This window comes from Kribbella orskensis (assembly GCF_004342085.1).
Classification (GTDB): Bacteria; Actinomycetota; Actinomycetes; order Propionibacteriales; family Kribbellaceae; genus Kribbella; species Kribbella orskensis.
In genome coordinates, this window is the sequence record NZ_SLWM01000001.1 from 937,696 (window position 1) to 953,413 (window position 15,718).

Below are 15,718 nucleotides of genomic sequence, written 5' to 3' on the forward strand. Positions count from 1 at the left end.
CGGAGTCGATACTGGAGGTATGGGTGAGGGGATGTCGGGGTGGCAGCGGGTGAAGTTGGTGGGGAATGTGCTGAACCTGTCGACGGCGTTGGGGGTGCTCGTCGGGGTGATCGGGCGGGCAAAGTTCAGCCGAGGGCCGCGCGGGCTCTTCTACGCGACCGGGTACCGGCTGGGGTTCCCGATCGCCAGCGCGTTCACGCTCGGGAACCTGGTGCTGACCAAGAACGACCGCGCGTACTTCGACCGACGTCCGCTCCTGGTCAAGCATGAGGAACGGCATTCCTGGCAGTACTTCTGCCTGCTCGGTCTTCCCATGCTCCCGCTCTACGCCCTCGGCGCCGGCTGGTCCTGGCTGCGCACGGGCTGCCCCGCTTCGCGCAATCCGTTCGAGCGGCTGGCAAGTCTCAAGGACGGCAACTACATCGAACACCCGGTCCAGCCACTTGGCCAGACGCTCAGCCAGACGTTCAGCGGGTTGCGATCGCGTCGGAAAGAGCAGTAAGCACGGTCACCACACCGGCCGGATCGTCCACGACGATGTCAGCCGCATCCGCCAGCTCGGACGAACCCCCCGAGCGAGCAGCGACCAGTACTGCGTGCAGCCCCTCGCCGCGCAGGTCATCCAGAGCCCGGAAGGCAGCAAGATCGCCTAGGTCGTCCCCGGCGTACAGGACCGAGCGGGCCTCGGTGGACTCGACCAGCCGCCGCATGGCGACTCCCTTGTCGATACCAGGCGGGCGGAGCTCCAAGACCAGGTTGCCCGGCTCCAGCCGGAGGTCGGTGGACTCGGCCAGCTCCGTCAGCGGAGCACGCAAGGCCTCCCAAGCAGGCAAGGGCTCCGGCAGCCGGCGGGTGTGAACCGCCAGTGAGCTGCCCTTATCCTCGACGAACGCGTCCGGCAGCCCAGCCTCCTGCAGCAAACCAGGCAACCGCTCCCGAGCCACCGCAACCCCGGGTGGCACAGGGTCGCTCGTCACAGCACCAGTAGACGCTTCCCACCGCTCAAGCCCGTAATGACCCAGTACTACGAGTCGCCCGAGTCCGGGGTGTCCACTGACGCCGGAAAGCTCGGTGGCAACGAGTGCAGGCCGGCCGGTCACGATGGCCACCTGGCCCACTGAGCGGGCGAGTCGGGCCAGCGCGTCCAGTGCTCCGTCGGCCGCCCGGGACATCGCCGGGTCCTCGACCAGGGGTGAGAGCGTGCCGTCGAAGTCCGAGGCGATCACCGCCCCGGCCGGATCCTCGACGATCGCTTCCCAGCCCTCCCGCCCGGCCGCAGTCGCCAGTACGGGAGTGCTCATCCTGCGTAGTCCGTGGTCAGGATGACGGTGAGCCGATCCTTCTTCATGTTCGCCAGGGCGTCCTTGGTCCGGCTGATGGCGATGTCCTTGGCCAGCTGGGCTGCCTCGCTCTGCATGCCCGGCGGGTAGTAGACGGTGCTCCCGACGATCTTGCCGTGCCAGTTGTCGGCACCGGCGACGGTCCAACCGGCCTGCCGGGCGCGGATGGAGACGTCCTCGGCCAGCCCCTTGCGGGAGGTGTTGTTGTACATCTCGACCGCGGGACGCTCGGACGGCGGGATGGACGCACCGGTGGATGGTGCGGTGGTCGGCGTCGGCTCCGAGGCCGGCGCAGAACTGGGCACCGAACTCGGCTCCGAACTGGGCTCAGTGGCCGGTGTTGAGGTCGGCGCTGAAGTCGGAGCCGGGGTGGAAGGCTTCGGCGTCGGAGACGAAGAAGAAGTCTTGGCCACGGGCGTGTCGGCAGCGCTGTCGCTGCCGCGGGTGCCGAAAAGGACCAGCAGCCCGCCGACGATCGCGACCGCGGCAAGCACGGCGACGAGGGACGAGAGGACCTGTCCCCGTTCGTCCGGCGAGCGAGTGCGCCGGCGCAGCACACTTCTCAAAGCTCAGACCTCGATACCCAGCCGACGGGCTGAACGGGCGCGCTGGCGGGCTGCTCGCAGCCGGCGCAGTCGCTTGACCAGGAGCGGGTCGTGGGCGAGGGCCTCCGGCCGGTCGATCAGGGCGTTCAGCACCTGGTAGTACCGGGTGGCGGACATCTGGAACTGGTCACGGATCGCCTGCTCCTTGGCGCCGGCGTACTTCCACCAGTGGCGCTCGAAGCCGAGGATGGCACCGTCTCGGTCCGACAACCCAGCGACGGCCGGCTGGACTGCTTCGGCGGGGCCGGAGGAGCTGGCGTTGGCGCTGTCCATCTGCTGGTGACTCCCGTGCGGTCGGTGATCGTCCGTCCGCCCAACACTCTACGTGCTGAACAACAGCGATGTCATTCACCACGCAGCGACATGACCCGTGTCGTAGGCGGACGGCCGGGCGCGCCCAACTCTGGCAGGATCGAGCGTGTGAGCTCAACTCGACAGGGCCCTGGCGACGTGTCGCCCGGCCCACGACCCGCCAGCGTGACGGTCGAGGAGCTGCAGGCCCGGTACGCCGAGGTGAACCCTTTGGTGAACGCCGTCTGCACGCCCAATCCCGCCGCTCTCACCGAAGCCGTCCGACTGGACGCAGAGCGTGACGACGGGCGCGTTCGCGGCCCGCTGCACGGCCTGCCGGTGCTGGTGAAGGACAACATCGACACCGCGGACCTGCCGACCACCGCGGGTTCGCTGGCGCTGGCCGACCAGCCGCCGCCACCCCACGACGCCCCGCTGGTACGCCGGTTGCGCGAGGCGGGCTGCATCGTGCTCGGCAAGACCAACCTGAGCGAGTGGGCCAACTTCCGCGGCTCGGCGTCCTCGTCCGGCTGGAGCGCCTTCGGCGGACTCACCCGCAACCCGTACGCCCTGAACCGCTCAGCGGGTGGTTCGTCCAGCGGCTCGGGCGCGGCGGTGGCCGCCGGAATGGCGGAGCTCGCGATCGGCACGGAGACGAACGGGTCGATCGTCTGCCCGGCCGCGCTGAACGGTGTCGTCGGGCTGAAGCCCACCGTCGGCCTGATCCCGCAGCAGGGCATCGTGCCGATCTCGCACTCGCAGGACACCGCCGGTCCGATGACCCGCACCGTGAGTCAGGCGGCCGCGCTGCTGACCGTGCTCACCGGCGGCGCCACGGACTACCTGCAGAGCTGCCGGGGCGAAGACCTCAGCGACCTTCGGATCGGCGTACCGCGTGGGCCGTTGTGGGGGTACTCGACGGGCCTGGACCGGGTGTCCGAGGAGGCGCTCGAGCTGCTCAGCCGGTGTGGCGCGACGCTGGTGGATCACCTGTCGCTGCCGACTCCCGGTGGCGACGAAGACCAGTTGCACGTGTTGTCCCACGAGCTGAAGGTCGACCTCACGGCGTACCTGGCGACTCGCAAGCCGGGCGGCCCGAGAACGCTGGCGGAGCTGATCGCGTTCAACCAGCAGCACGCGGACGTCGAGCTGCGCTACTTCGGCCAGGAGTTGTTCGAGCGGGCCGAGGGCACTGAAGGGCTCGGCTCACCGGTCTACGTCGCCGCCAGGCTGGCCGCGCTGCGGGCCGGCCGGGACGGCATCGACGGACTGCTGCGCGAGAACCAGCTGGACGCCCTCGTGATGCCGTCGTACTCACCGGCCTGGACGATCGACCTGATCAACGGCGACCACGTGCTCGGCAGCTCGTCGTCGCACGCCGCGCTGGCGGGCTATCCGCTGCTGACCGTGCCGTCCGGGCTGGTCGAAGGGCTGCCGGTCGGCATCACCTTCAGCGGCACCGGCCGGAGTGATGACACCCTCATTCGCTTGGCGCACGCGTTCGAAACCGCGAGAATCAAGGTTCACGGTCCGTTCCCGACCCCGGAGTTCAGACAGTGGGTATAGCTCGAGTCCGCTGGGGAATCGTTGCTACCGGCAACATCTCCACCTCGTTCACCAGGGACCTCGCCGAGCTCGCCGGCGAGGCGGTGGTGACGGCGGTCGCGTCCCGGTCGCTCGACAGCGCCGACCGGTTCGCCGACCAGTTCGGGATCGAGCACCGCTACGACGACTACCGCCGGCTGCTCGAGGACGGTCACGTCGACGTCCTCTACATCGGCACCCCGCACCCGCAGCACTACGCGATCGCCCGGGCCGCGCTGCAGGCCAAGGTCGCCGTGCTGTGCGAGAAGCCGGTCACGCTGACCGCGCGGCAGGCCCGCGACCTGGTCGCCGTCGCCCACGAGAACAACACGCTGTTCGCCGAGGCGATGTGGATGCGGACCCACCCGGTCGTGCAGGCCTTCTTCGCCGACCTGGCGAAGGGCGTGATCGGCGAGCCGATGGAGGCGCTGGCCGACTTCGGCTTCCACAAGCCGCAACTCCCCGCCCGGCTGCTCGACCCCGCGCTCGGCGGCGGCGCCCTGATGGACGGCGGGATCTACCCGATCACCTTCGTCCACATGGCGCTCGGCAGCCCGGCCGAGCTGAAGGCTGTCGGCTCGGTCAACGAGGACGGCGTCGACCTGAACGTGGCGATGGCCTGGCGGTACGACACGGGCGCGATCGCGGCGCTGACCTGCGGACTCCGCTCGCAGAACCCGTGGACCGCCTCGGTCAGCGGCCCGGAGGGGAGCCTGCTGCTGCCGCACCGGTTCCACCACCCGGAGTACTACATCCGCAGTACCGCGGCGGGCGAGGAGCGGATCGACGTACCGACGCATGGGCTTGGGTACCACTACGAGGCAGCCGAGGTGATGCGGGCGCTGCGCGCGGGGCTGGTGGAGTGCCCCGCCCTCCCGCATGCCGCCACGATCGAGATCCTCGACCTGCTCGACGAGACGCGTAGACAGATCGGGGTCAGCTACCCCGGCGACGACGAATACCTGGGTGGATAACAGCTGATGCCGAAACAGTCGGGAACACCGAACGGACGCAGTTCTTTCGTGGTGGTGGCCAACCGGCTGCCGGTCGACCGGATCGAGATGCCCGACGGAACCACCGCGTGGCGGCGCAGCCCGGGCGGGCTCGTCACCGCGCTCGCCCCGGTGATGCAGAGGCACCACGGCGCCTGGATCGGCTGGACCGGCGGAGCGGACGAGAAGCTGGACCCGTTCGACGAGGGCGGCATGCACCTGGTCCCGGTGACGCTGTCGGCCGAGGACATCGAGCTGTACTACGAGGGCTTCTCCAACGCGACCCTGTGGCCGCTGTACCACGACGTGATCGTGCCGCCGGAGTTCCACCGGGAGTGGTGGGAGTCCTACGTCGCGGTGAACCGCCGCTTCGCCGAGGCGGCCGCGGAGGCCGCCGACGAGGGCGCGGACGTGTGGGTCCACGACTACCAGCTGCAACTGGTCCCGGCGATGCTGCGCCGGCTGCGGCCAGACGTGCGGATCGGCTTCTTCCTGCACATCCCGTTCCCGCCGACCGAGTTGTTCGCGCAGATGCCGTGGCGCCGGCAGATCCTGGACGGGCTGATGGGCGCGGACCTGGTCGGCTTCCAGCGGCCCGGCGCCGCCTCGAACTTCGCCCGCCTGGCCCGCAACCGGATGGGCCTGCGGACCCGCGGCGACCGGATCCACCTGCCGGACGACCGGATCGTCCGGGCGAAGGCGTTCCCGATCTCGATCGACGTCGGCGAGCTCGAGCAACTGGCCCGCCAGCCGGAGACCGAGGCCCGGGCCCGGGAGATCCGCGAGGAGGTCGGCAACCCGGCGCACATCCTGCTCGGCGTGGACCGGCTCGACTACACCAAGGGCATCCGGCAGCGGATGCGCGCGTTCGGCGAACTCCTGGACGAGGGCCGGGTGTCCGTCGACGACGCGGTGTTCGTTCAGGTCGCGACCCCCAGCCGTGAGCGCGTCGAGCAGTACCGGGTACTGCGCGACGAGATCGAACTGCTGGTCGGCCGGATCAACGGCGAGCACGGCCGGATCGGCACGCCGGCGATCAACTACCTGCACACCTCGTACTCGCGGACCGAGATGGCCGCGTTGTTCCGGGCCGCCGACGTCGCCGTGGTGACCCCGCTGCGCGACGGCATGAACCTGGTCGCCAAGGAGTACGTCGCCTGCCGGTACGACGACACGGGCGCCCTGGTGCTGAGCGAGTTCGCCGGAGCGGCGGACGAGTTCCGGCAGGCGTTCCTGGTGAACCCGCACGACATCAACGGGATGAAGGACACCATCGTCGACGCGATGAACACCGACGACCGGCAACTCGGCCGCCGGATGAAGGCGATGCGCAAGCACCTGGCCGCGCACGACGTGAACGTCTGGGCCGCCTCCTTCCTGAAGGCGCTGCATGCCGAAGACTGACCAACGGATCCTCGCGCTTGATCTGGGCACCTCTTCGGCCCGGGCGCTGGTACTGACGGCCGACGCCTCACCCGTGCCCGGCGCGTTGGCCCGGCACAAGATCTCCCCGGCGTACGGCGCGGCCGGCGAGGCGACGCTGGATCTGCACGGCTACGTCGAGGGGTTGCTCGGCTGCCTGGACGAGTTGCAGCAGAACGGGCACCTCACCGGGATCAGCGACATCGTGCTGTCCTCGCAGTGGCACTCGATCGTCGCCCTCGACGGTTCGGGCGAGCCGCTGACGCCAGTGATCCCGTGGGTGGACACCCAGACTGTGCCGCTCTCGCTGGACTCGTCCTTCGACGAACACGCGTTCCACGCGCGGACCGGCGCCTGGCTGCACCGGCTCTACTGGACCCGGCGGATCCCTTGGCTGGCCTCGATCGTCCCAGCCGCCTCCTACGCGGGTCTGCCCGACCTCGTGCTCGAGCGGCTGACGGGCGAGCGGGTCACCTCGGTCTCGATCGCCTCCGGCACCGGCACGTTGGACCTCGCATCCGGCCGGTACGACGAGGAGGCACTCGCGGTGGCGGGTGTGACCGAGAAGCACCTGCCGCCGATCGTTCCCACCGGCTGGACGAGCTCCCTCTCCCCGGAGTACGCGCGACGCTGGCCGGGGCTGGTCGGCGTACCGGTGCATCCGCCGACGGGTGACGGCGCCGCGTCGAACGTGGGCACCGGCGCGCACGACGAGTCCACCGCAGCCGTGACGGTCGGTACGTCGGCCGCCGTGCGGGTGGTCCACCCGATTGAGGGTGCGCCCGAGTTGCCGTGGGAGCTATGGCGGTACCGCGTGGACGACAAGCGCGCGGTGACCGGGATGGCCTTCTCCGCCGCGGGAAACCTGCACGCCTGGCTGACCGACGTGCTGCGGCTCGAGGGCGAGCACCGTGAGCCGGTCGGGGTGGAGGTCGGGTCCACGCGGGTGATCGCGATCCCCTTCCAGGCGGGCACCCGGCCGCCGGAGACGGTGCCGAGTGCTTCGGGCGTCTACTTCGGGCTGTCGTTCGACGACACCGGCGCGGATCTGCTGGCCGCCTCGCTGCAGGGCGCCTCGCTGGAGATCGACCGCGGGCTTCGGATGCTCGACTCCCTCTTCGGTCACCAACTCGAGGTCGTGCTCGGCGGTGGCGGCATCGACGCGTCCGCGTGGTGGCGCCGCTGCCTGACCGCGACCTTCGCCCGCTCGACGACAGCCTGCTCCGAGCCCGAGGTCGGAGCCCGCGGCGCCGCCGCTGTCGCCCTGGGTCTCTTCCCCACCCCCGGCGGCGAAACCTCGGCCCCGCACAAGGACGACCTGGACCGCGTCGCCGAACTGCGCCCGCGGTACCAAACCCTGCGCGCCCTCGCAGTACAGGCCTCCCACGAGCTGCCCCACAACGCCGAGCTTCCCTGACCGGTCCCGGAGTACCGCGTTCGTAGTACCGAGTGGATACGGCCTTTGGAGGACGTGGCGGGCGGCCGGGGGCACGTACTGTGAGGGGATGGGCGCGCCTCGACGTTGGTACGCCGGGTACAGCGTGCATCCGGTGGCGGCCGACGTCGCCCTCGCGCTGGTCATCCTGGCGATCAACCTGATCCAGCCGGGCGATCGGCACTCCGGCGAGCAGATCGACCTCACGGTGACCGGGGTGCTCCTGGTCGCGATCGCCGCCGGTTCGCTGGTCTTCCGCCGCCGGGCACCGCTGGTGGTGCTCGCGATCACCATGCTGGCCGTGACCGGCTATGCGATCACCGAGCAGGTGAAGAGCCCGATCGGTCTGGCGCTCGCCGCGGCGATCTACACGGTCGTGATCCAGAAGGACCGGCGGACGCGGTCGGTGGCGCTCGTCAGCGTCGCCGTCATCACGGTCACCGTCGCGACCCTCTTCACCGACGGCAACCTGCTCGCGAACATCTCGGTCGCCGTCCTGGTCCTGTTCGGTGCCGCCATCGGCGAGGCGGTCCGGAACCGGCGCGCCTACCAGGCCGAGTTCGAGGACCGGATCCGGCGGGCCGAGCGGTCCCGCGAGGAAGAGGCGGAACGACGGGTGATCGAGGAGCGGCTGCGGATCGCCCATGAACTGCACGACGTGATCGCGCACCACATCGCCCTGATGAACGTCCAGGCCGGGGTCGCGTCCCATCTGCTCCGCGAGCAGCCCGACGAGGCCGACCACGCGCTCGCGCTGGTCCGCGAGGGCGGCCGGACCGTACTGCGTGAGCTGACCGTGCTGCTCGGCGTACTGCGCCGCTCGGGCGACGGCTCGCTGCCGACCGCCCCCACCCCTTCCCTGCAGGAGCTCGGCGCCCTGATCGAGTCGTTCACCGCGGCCGGTCTCGTCGTCGACTGGCAGCCGCCGGCCTCCGGACCGCTCCCGGACGTGATCGAGCTGACCGCCTACCGCGTCCTGCAGGAATCCTTGACCAACGTGGTCAAGCACGCGCCCGGCTCGGTCGTCCAGGTCCGCTTCGAGGCACAACGCGGCTCGCTCACGATCGAGATCACCGACGACGGCGGCCACCCCGGTACGCCGTACCGCAGCGGCGCGGCCGGTCCCGTCGGCGCCGGCCACGGGCTGCTCGGCATGCGGGAGCGGGTGACCGCGGTCGGTGGCGACGTCACCGTCGGGTCGCTGCCGCACGGCGGGTTCCGGGTTCGTGCCGTCCTACCTCTGGAGACTGGAGACACAGGTGACGATCCGGGTGCTGCTGGCCGACGACCAGACACTGATCCGCAGCGGGTTCCGGGTGCTGGTGAACTCAGCGCCCGGTCTGGAGGTCATTGCTGAGGCGGCGAACGGCCGGCAGGCCTACGAGCTGGCCCGGACCGAGCGCGCCGACGTGATCCTGATGGACATCCGGATGCCCGAGCTGGACGGGCTGGCCGCAACCCGGCTGATCACCGCGGACGAGTCGCTGGCCGGGGTGAAGGTGCTGATCCTGACCACCTTCGAAGTGGACGAGTACGTCTTCGAGGCGATCCGGGCCGGTGCCAGCGGCTTCCTCGGCAAGAGCGTGGAGCCGCACGAGCTGATCAGCGCGATCCGGGTAGTCGCGCGCGGCGACGCGCTGCTCTCGCCGAAGGCGGTGCGCGGGCTGATGAACCGCTTCCTGGCCCAGCCCGAGCTCGACCCGGCGACCGGGTCCGGTGAGTTGTCGGTGCTGACCGAGCGGGAGCGCGAGGTGGTCGGGCTGGTCGCGCTCGGACTGTCCAACGACGAGATCGCCGAGCGGCTGGTGCTGTCGCCGCTGACCGCCAAGACCCACGTGAACCGGGCGATGGTGAAGCTCGAAGCGCGGGACCGGGCGCAGCTCGTGGTGATCGCCTACCGGACCGGACTCGTCCGCGCCGGCTCCACGCAACAGCCTGGTACCCCGGAACAGCTGGGCTCGGCGCAGCAACCAGGCCCGGAGCAGCACCCCGGCGCGATCGGAGTACAGCCGGGCGGGGTTGGCGTACACCCGGTGTAGTAGGCGGGTACGGCGGGCGCAGTACGGGGAAGAGTCCACCGCTGGCGGACGCGGACTAGGGGGTCCAGTCGGAACGATCGTCAGCATGGCTACCTACCTCTACCGGCTCGGCCGGTTCGCGTTCCGCCAACGCCGTTGGGTGGTGTTCCTCTGGCTGGCTCTGCTCGCCGCGGGGGTCACCGGCGCCGCCACATTGTCCGGGCCGACGGCCAACGGTTTCTCGATCCCCGGCACGGAGTCGCAGCGTGCGGTCGACCTGCTCGAGAAGCGGTTCCCGCAGGCCGGCGCGGACGCCGCCACCGCCCGGATCGTCTTCCAGGCCGCACCGGGTGAGCAGCTCAGCTCGCCCGGCAACAGCGCCTTGGTGAAGAGCACGCTCGGCCGGATCCAGTCGGCTCCGCAGGTGGCGGCCGTCGCGGATCCCTTTGCCGCCAAGGCGATCTCGGCCGATGGCCGGACCGGCTACGCCCAGGTCGCGTACGACGTGACCGCGCAGGAGGTGACTCCCGAGGCCCAGGACGCGGTCGCCGCGGCGGTCGAGCCGGCTCGCGCCGCGGGGTTGACGGTCGAGTACGGCGGGGACGCGATGCAGGTCCAGGACGAGCAGAGCCTGGCCGAGGTGATCGGTATCGGGGTGGCCGCGGTGGTCCTGCTGATCACCTTCGGCTCGCTGATCGCGGCCGGATTACCGTTGCTCTCGGCAATCGTCGGGATCGGCATCGGCGCCACCGCGATCACGGCCGCGACCGGCTTCATCGACATCGGCTCGGGGACACCGATCCTGGCGGTGATGATCGGTCTGGCGGTGTCGATCGACTACGCGCTGTTCATCATGTCGCGCTACCGGCACGAGTTGAGCACCGGCCTGGAACCCGAGGAAGCCGTCGGCCGGGCCGTCGGAACCGCTGGTTCCGCGGTCGTCTTCGCCGGGCTGACCGTGGTGATCGCCCTGGCCGGCCTGTTCGTGGTGGACATCCCGTTCCTGACCCAGATGGGATTCGCGGCCGCATTCACCGTCGTCATCGCGGTGGCGATCGCGTTGACGTTGCTGCCCGCGCTGCTGGGCATGGCCGGACGCCGGGTCCTCGGTGGCCGGATCCCCGGGCTGCGCGGCGGTGATCCGGAGGCCTCCAGCGGCAAGCCGACCGCCGGTCGCCGGTGGGCCGGATTCGTCACCCGCCGGCCGGTCGCCGTGTTGCTGGTCTCGGTGATCGGCCTCGGAGCATTGGCGATCCCGGCGGTCGACCTGGAACTCGGACTGCCCGACGACAGCACCGCCGCGGCCGGTTCCACCCAGCGCAAGGCCTACGAGCTGTTGTCGGACGGCTTCGGCCCTGGCTTCAACGGACCACTGATGGTCGTGGTCGACGTAGCCTCGTCCGCTGATCCGAAGGCCGCCGCCACGAGTACTGCGAACGTAGTACGGGCGTTGCCGGACGTGGCGGTGGTGACTCCGCCGACCTTCAACCCCGCGGGCGATACCGCCTTGCTGACGGTGATTCCGGCGAGTGGTCCGAGTACGACCGAGACGAAGGATCTCGTGCAGGCGATCCGGGACGCGCCGGAGTCGGGTGGCGCCGAGGTCTCGGTGACGGGTGGCACGGCCTTCAACATCGACATCTCGGCCAAGCTGAGTGACGCGCTGTTGCCCTATCTCTCCTTGATCGTGGGGCTGGCGTTCCTGCTGCTGATGCTGGTGTTCCGGTCGGTGCTGGTGCCGTTGAAGGCGACGCTGGGCTTCCTGCTGACGGTGGCGGCGACGTTCGGCGCGGTGGTCGCGGTGTTCCAGTGGGGCTGGCTGGCCGGGCCGTTCGGGATCGAGGGCCAGACCGGGCCGATCATCAGCATGCTGCCGGTTTTCCTGGTCGGGATCGTGTTCGGGTTGGCGATGGACTACCAGGTCTTCCTGGTCACCCGGATGCGGGAGGAGCATGTCCACGGCGCGACTCCACGGACCGCGGTGGTCGACGGCTTCGGGCACAGCGCCCGGGTGGTCACGGCCGCCGCGGTGATCATGGTCGCGGTGTTCTCCGGGTTCATCCTGTCCAGCGAGACGCTGATCCGGGAGATCGGCTTCGGGCTCGCGTTCGCGATCGCGATCGACGCCTTCGTGGTCCGGATGACGATCGTCCCGGCCGTGATGGCGCTGCTCGGCCGCTCCGCCTGGTGGCTCCCACGCTGGCTCGACCGCCTCCTCCCGGACGTCGACGTCGAAGGCGAGAAACTCCGCCGCCAGATCGAGCCCCCGGTCCCCGAGCCCCGCGAACCCGAGCTCGCTTCGCGGTGAACCCCCCCGATGTGAGCGGGCCTCGACCCCTGTCCGTGGCGGTCCCCCAGGGGAAGGCTGCGGGCAGAGGTCGGGGTCCTGGCTGAGCTGTGGCCAAGTGGTGCTACGGCTCAGTTGGTGGACACCGCAACGGCGTCAGCGTGGAAGATGTTCTGGTGCTCGCCGGTCGCGGTGACGGGACCGGTCGTGAAGATGCCGAAGTGGTTCCGGCTGATAACGTTGTCACGGATCGTGATGGACACCGGAGCTGCCGTGCCGATGAAGACGCCGGTTGTCTCCGGGTCCTTGGCAGCGAAGTCGTTGTCGCCGTTGAGGTTGTTGGTACCGATGCGGTTGCCGGTGACCACGTTGCCGTTCAGATCCTGGCCCGGGGCGTGGCTGTGCAAGGTCACGCCGGCGTGCCCGTTCCCGGTGATGTCGTTACGCGAGACGGTGTTGTCGTAGACCGCTCCACCCGGCAAGCCGGTGGCCAACTGCACCCCGGCGCCACCCTTGGCCTGGAGGCCGTTGTCGGTGATGACGTTCTTGATGACCGTATTGGCGAAGATGCCGGCGGCGGTCGGCGCGGGCACCCCGCCCGGAGCCGCCTTCGGGTTATGGCCGGCGAGGACGATGCCGCAGGCAGTGTGGTTGTCCGCGGCCCGATTACCGGAGATCAGGTTGTGCGACGTCGGTCCGGTCTCGTCGGTCAGGAGGATGCCGCCGGCGTTGTCGAAGACGTTGTTGCCCTGAATGACGTTGTGCGAGCTGCCTAGGAGGTGGATGCCCTCGCCACAGTCGTTGGGCCCCGCGGCGAGAGGCTGGCAGAAGGCGTAGTCGGTCGGGACTGGATCCTTCAGCCGCGCGCCGGTGTTGTTGCTATGGACGCGATTGCCCGTGACGGTGGAGAAGTCGCTGTTCTCCAGCAGGATCCCCTCACCGATGGCCTCCTCGACGGTGAATCCGCTGACCTTCACGTGGGATGCGGTGATCTTGATCCCGTTGATGAGGTGCGAGGCGTCGATGGTGGCGTGCCCCACGCCCTTCAGCGTCAGGGGCTTGGTCACGGCTACGTCCTCGGGGTACGTGCCGCTCTCGACGACGACCGTGCCGCCGGCCGCCACCGCAGCGACCGCCGAGTTGATGGAGCCGAAAACGGGACCATGATCCCCATCAGCCGCGTCCGGTGCATGCGTGGACACGAACACCGTGTGGGGAGCGGGAGGGGCAGCCTGTGCTGCGGTCATTCCGATCAACGGTCCGGCCGCCGCCACGGCCGTGGCACCTACTGCAAGCGTTACGAGCTGAGCTTTGAACTGCACGAGGCATCCTTTGAGTCGGCGAAAGTAGTTAACAACTCAACAAGCTACTCCGCCTTTGACCATCGTTGTCAGCCCGCGTGATCGGACACACACACTGGTCGGGAACCGACGACACACTGGTCGGAAACCGACGACACACTGGTCGGAAACCGACGACACACTGGTCGGAAACCGACGACACACTGGTCGGGAACCGACGACCAGGCAGCCCGACCGAACAGGCCAGGTCCTGCGGCTCGCGTACAGATCAACAGTCCGCTCGAGACGCGTCAGGTTCTGGCTGGTGATCCACCGGGCGTCGGGACCGGCTCAAGAAATGCTCGGGTCTTTCGTTCGTGCGGTCGTGTTCTTACACGCCGGGCCAGTCCACACGGCGCTCAGACTGCCGTTCCGCCCACCAGCGAGCCCACCATGGGATCGCCAGGCCGCCCTCGTACGAGCGGCGCCGGGGTGACGGCGGCCACTGACAGTGATGGGTGCGACCTGGATGATGGCCGCCATGCAGCGCGAGATGATGAAGTCGAAGGTGCACCGGGCCACCGTCACCCAGGCGGACCTGGACTATGTCGGGTCCTGCACGCTGGACGTGGCCCTGATGGAGGCGGCGGACCTGCTGCCCGGCGAGAAGGTCGACATCGTCGACATCACCAACGGCAACCGGCTGTCGACGTACCTGATCGAGGGACCGCGCGGCTCCGGCATCGTCGGCATCAACGGGGCCGCCGCGCACCTGATCCACCCCGGCGACCTGGTGATCCTGATCGCGTACGGAATCTTCGACACCGCGGAGGCGAAGACCTTCGCGCCGAGCGTAGTCTTCGTGGACGAGCACAATGCGATCACCCGCATCGGCTCGGACCCCGCCGAGGTGTTGCCGGACAGCAGCACGCTCCGCGGCGATCAACTGCACACCGCGCGCTGAACCAGGCGAGATGAGGATGGGTCGACGATGACCGAGAGCACCGAGAACGCCCCGAAGACCGCCAGCCACGACACCCCGTCAGGCGAGAAGCTCCGCGAGTTCATGAACTCCGGCTGGGGCGAGACCGAGCGGACCGACGTCACGCTGAGCGACGTCGGCGCGTGGGCGGCGAAGCGGCGGGACGCGCTCTCGCAGGCGTTCCCGGGTGAGCGGCTGGTCATTCCGGCCGGCACCTTCAAGGTCCGCTCGAACGACACCGACTACGCCTTCCGGCCGCACACCGACTACGTCTGGCTGGTCGGCGACCAGACCTCGGACGCCGTCCTGGTGCTCGAGCCCAACGGCACCACCGGCCACGACCCGGTGCTGTACTTCCGGCCGCGTGCGGACCGCAGCGAGGGCGAGGAGTTCTGGCGCGACCGGATGTACGGCGAGCTGTGGGCCGGCCGTCGTCCGTCGCTGACCGAGACGGCCAAGGAGTACGGCATCGAGACCCGGCACGTGGACGGGCTCGCCGACGCGCTGAAGAACGACGTACCGACCCGCATCCGCCGGGGCGAGGACAGCTCGATCGCCTCGCTGCTGAGCGGGGCCGGCACCGACGCCGAGCGCGACAAGGAGCTCGCGTTCACGCTGTCGGAGCTGCGGCTGGTCAAGGACGCCTGGGAGATCGAGCAGCTCCGCGAGGCGTGCGCGATCACCCACCGCGGCTTCTCCGACGTGCTGAGCGAGATGGACAAGGTCCGCAAGTACGGCGAGCGCTGGATCGAGGGGACCTTCTGGCGCCGCGCCCGGGCCGAGGGCAACGACGTCGGCTACACGTCGATCGCCGCCGCCGGACCGCACGCGACCACGCTGCACTGGATCGAGAACGACGGCCAGGTGAACGACGGCACCCTGATGCTGCTCGACATGGGTGTGGAGAACCGCAACCTCTACACCGCGGACATCACCCGCACGCTGCCGGTCAACGGCGAGTTCACCCCGCGCCAGCGGGAGCTCTACCAGCTCGTGCTGGACGCGCAGAACGCAGGCATCGCGGCACTCCGACCGGGGGTGACGTTCCGGGCCGGCCACGAGGCGGCGATGGACGTCATCGTCCGCGGGCTCGACGCGATGGAGCTGCTGCCGGTCTCCGCCGACGAGGCGCTCGACCCGGACAGCATGATCTACCAGCGCTACACCCTGCACGGCGTCAGCCACATGCTCGGCCTCGACGTGCACGACTGCGCGGCCGCCCGCGCCGAGAAGTACAACAAGGGCGACCTCGAGACCGGCTACGTCCTCACCGTCGAGCCCGGCCTCTACTTCCAGGCCGAGGACCTCACCGTCCCCGAGGACCTGCGCGGCATCGGCATCCGGATCGAGGACGACATCCTCATCACCGACAACGGCACCGAGAACCTCTCGGCCGCCATGCCCCGCGACATCGAGGGCATCCAGAACTGGATGAACGGCTAGCGGCAGCCTCTCAGGGGTTCACCCCTGAGAGGGTGGGTT

Annotated in this window: 14 protein-coding genes; 10 read left to right on the forward strand and 4 right to left on the reverse strand. The window is 69.5% G+C overall.

The genetic code is table 11. The features are described 5' to 3' along the window. Positions 1 to 19 precede the first annotated feature (19 nt). The gene (locus EV644_RS04560) at positions 20 to 502 is read left to right on the forward strand and encodes a hypothetical protein (RefSeq protein WP_241997731.1); all 483 of its coding nucleotides are present in this window, start codon (positions 20 to 22) and stop codon (positions 500 to 502) included. Here EV644_RS04560 and otsB read toward each other — a convergent pair. The 3 genes from otsB to EV644_RS04575 form a co-directional block, all read right to left on the reverse strand. Continuing rightward, positions 468 to 1,301, reverse strand: a complete 834-nt coding sequence (gene otsB / locus EV644_RS04565) for a trehalose-phosphatase (protein WP_132186807.1) — start codon at positions 1,299 to 1,301, stop codon at positions 468 to 470. The genes EV644_RS04560 and otsB overlap by 35 nt on opposite strands. After that, complete coding sequence (locus tag EV644_RS46015) at positions 1,298 to 1,645, reverse strand: LytR C-terminal domain-containing protein (RefSeq protein WP_241997729.1); 348 nt, start codon at positions 1,643 to 1,645, stop codon at positions 1,298 to 1,300. Before EV644_RS46015 ends, otsB begins: the two co-directional genes overlap by 4 nt. 264 nt (positions 1,646 to 1,909) lie before the next feature. Next, on the reverse strand, positions 1,910 to 2,218 hold the full coding sequence (locus EV644_RS04575) for a DUF3263 domain-containing protein (RefSeq protein WP_132186806.1): 309 nt from the start codon (positions 2,216 to 2,218) through the stop codon (positions 1,910 to 1,912). Positions 2,219 to 2,365: 147 nt separating this feature from the next. Here EV644_RS04575 and EV644_RS04580 point away from each other — a divergent pair, with 147 nt between their 5' ends. The 7 genes from EV644_RS04580 to EV644_RS04610 all read left to right on the forward strand — a co-directional run bounded on the left by EV644_RS04580 (position 2,366) and on the right by EV644_RS04610 (position 11,995). Continuing rightward, the gene (locus EV644_RS04580) at positions 2,366 to 3,802 is read left to right on the forward strand and encodes an amidase (protein ID WP_199239628.1); all 1,437 of its coding nucleotides are present in this window, start codon (positions 2,366 to 2,368) and stop codon (positions 3,800 to 3,802) included. Then, entirely contained in the window at positions 3,793 to 4,794 is a 1,002-nt protein-coding gene (locus tag EV644_RS04585; protein WP_132186804.1) for a Gfo/Idh/MocA family protein, read from the forward strand. Before EV644_RS04580 ends, EV644_RS04585 begins: the two co-directional genes overlap by 10 nt. A 6-nt stretch (positions 4,795 to 4,800) precedes the next feature. After that, positions 4,801 to 6,216 (forward strand): alpha,alpha-trehalose-phosphate synthase (UDP-forming), encoded by a 1,416-nt coding sequence (locus EV644_RS04590; protein ID WP_132186803.1) that lies wholly within the window; start codon positions 4,801 to 4,803, stop codon positions 6,214 to 6,216. Beyond that, positions 6,203 to 7,651, forward strand: coding sequence for an FGGY family carbohydrate kinase (locus tag EV644_RS04595; RefSeq protein WP_132186802.1), 1,449 nt, complete (start codon positions 6,203 to 6,205; stop codon positions 7,649 to 7,651). Before EV644_RS04590 ends, EV644_RS04595 begins: the two co-directional genes overlap by 14 nt. Before the next feature lie 88 nt (positions 7,652 to 7,739). Next, a complete protein-coding gene (locus tag EV644_RS04600; protein WP_132186801.1) occupies positions 7,740 to 9,026 on the forward strand; it encodes a sensor histidine kinase in 1,287 nt (428 codons plus the stop codon). Continuing rightward, the gene (locus EV644_RS04605; protein WP_132186800.1) at positions 8,929 to 9,708 is read left to right on the forward strand and encodes a response regulator transcription factor; all 780 of its coding nucleotides are present in this window, start codon (positions 8,929 to 8,931) and stop codon (positions 9,706 to 9,708) included. The genes EV644_RS04600 and EV644_RS04605 overlap by 98 nt, the downstream gene beginning before the upstream one ends. Before the next feature lie 85 nt (positions 9,709 to 9,793). Beyond that, positions 9,794 to 11,995 (forward strand): MMPL family transporter, encoded by a 2,202-nt coding sequence (locus EV644_RS04610; protein WP_158292737.1) that lies wholly within the window; start codon positions 9,794 to 9,796, stop codon positions 11,993 to 11,995. Between the two features lie 110 nt (positions 11,996 to 12,105). Here the strand turns inward: EV644_RS04610 and EV644_RS04615 are convergent, their stop codons facing one another. After that, complete coding sequence (locus tag EV644_RS04615) at positions 12,106 to 13,221, reverse strand: right-handed parallel beta-helix repeat-containing protein (RefSeq protein ID WP_132186799.1); 1,116 nt, start codon at positions 13,219 to 13,221, stop codon at positions 12,106 to 12,108. A gap of 574 nt (positions 13,222 to 13,795) precedes the next feature. Here EV644_RS04615 and panD point away from each other — a divergent pair. Further along, positions 13,796 to 14,218: an aspartate 1-decarboxylase gene (gene panD, locus EV644_RS04620; RefSeq protein WP_132187587.1), complete on the forward strand. Its 423-nt coding sequence runs from the start codon at positions 13,796 to 13,798 to the stop codon at positions 14,216 to 14,218. Between the two features lie 27 nt (positions 14,219 to 14,245). Then, on the forward strand, positions 14,246 to 15,679 hold the full coding sequence (locus tag EV644_RS04625; protein WP_132186798.1) for an aminopeptidase P family protein: 1,434 nt from the start codon (positions 14,246 to 14,248) through the stop codon (positions 15,677 to 15,679). Positions 15,680 to 15,718 lie beyond the last annotated feature (39 nt).

Excerpts from the sequence above, each read along its gene's own strand:
- EV644_RS04560 (WP_241997731.1), top strand. The coding sequence starts at position 20 with ATGGGTGAGGGGATGTCGGGGTGGCAGCGGGTGAAGTTGGTGGGGAAT.
- otsB (WP_132186807.1), bottom strand. The coding sequence starts at position 1,301 with ATGAGCACTCCCGTACTGGCGACTGCGGCCGGGCGGGAGGGCTGGGAA.
- EV644_RS04575 (WP_132186806.1), bottom strand. The coding sequence starts at position 2,218 with ATGGACAGCGCCAACGCCAGCTCCTCCGGCCCCGCCGAAGCAGTCCAG.
- EV644_RS04590 (WP_132186803.1), top strand. The coding sequence starts at position 4,801 with ATGCCGAAACAGTCGGGAACACCGAACGGACGCAGTTCTTTCGTGGTG.
- EV644_RS04595 (WP_132186802.1), top strand. The coding sequence starts at position 6,203 with ATGCCGAAGACTGACCAACGGATCCTCGCGCTTGATCTGGGCACCTCT.
- EV644_RS04600 (WP_132186801.1), top strand. The coding sequence starts at position 7,740 with ATGGGCGCGCCTCGACGTTGGTACGCCGGGTACAGCGTGCATCCGGTG.
- EV644_RS04610 (WP_158292737.1), top strand. The coding sequence starts at position 9,794 with ATGGCTACCTACCTCTACCGGCTCGGCCGGTTCGCGTTCCGCCAACGC.
- EV644_RS04615 (WP_132186799.1), bottom strand. The coding sequence starts at position 13,221 with ATGACCGCAGCACAGGCTGCCCCTCCCGCTCCCCACACGGTGTTCGTG.
- panD (WP_132187587.1), top strand. The coding sequence starts at position 13,796 with ATGCAGCGCGAGATGATGAAGTCGAAGGTGCACCGGGCCACCGTCACC.
- EV644_RS04625 (WP_132186798.1), top strand. The coding sequence starts at position 14,246 with ATGACCGAGAGCACCGAGAACGCCCCGAAGACCGCCAGCCACGACACC.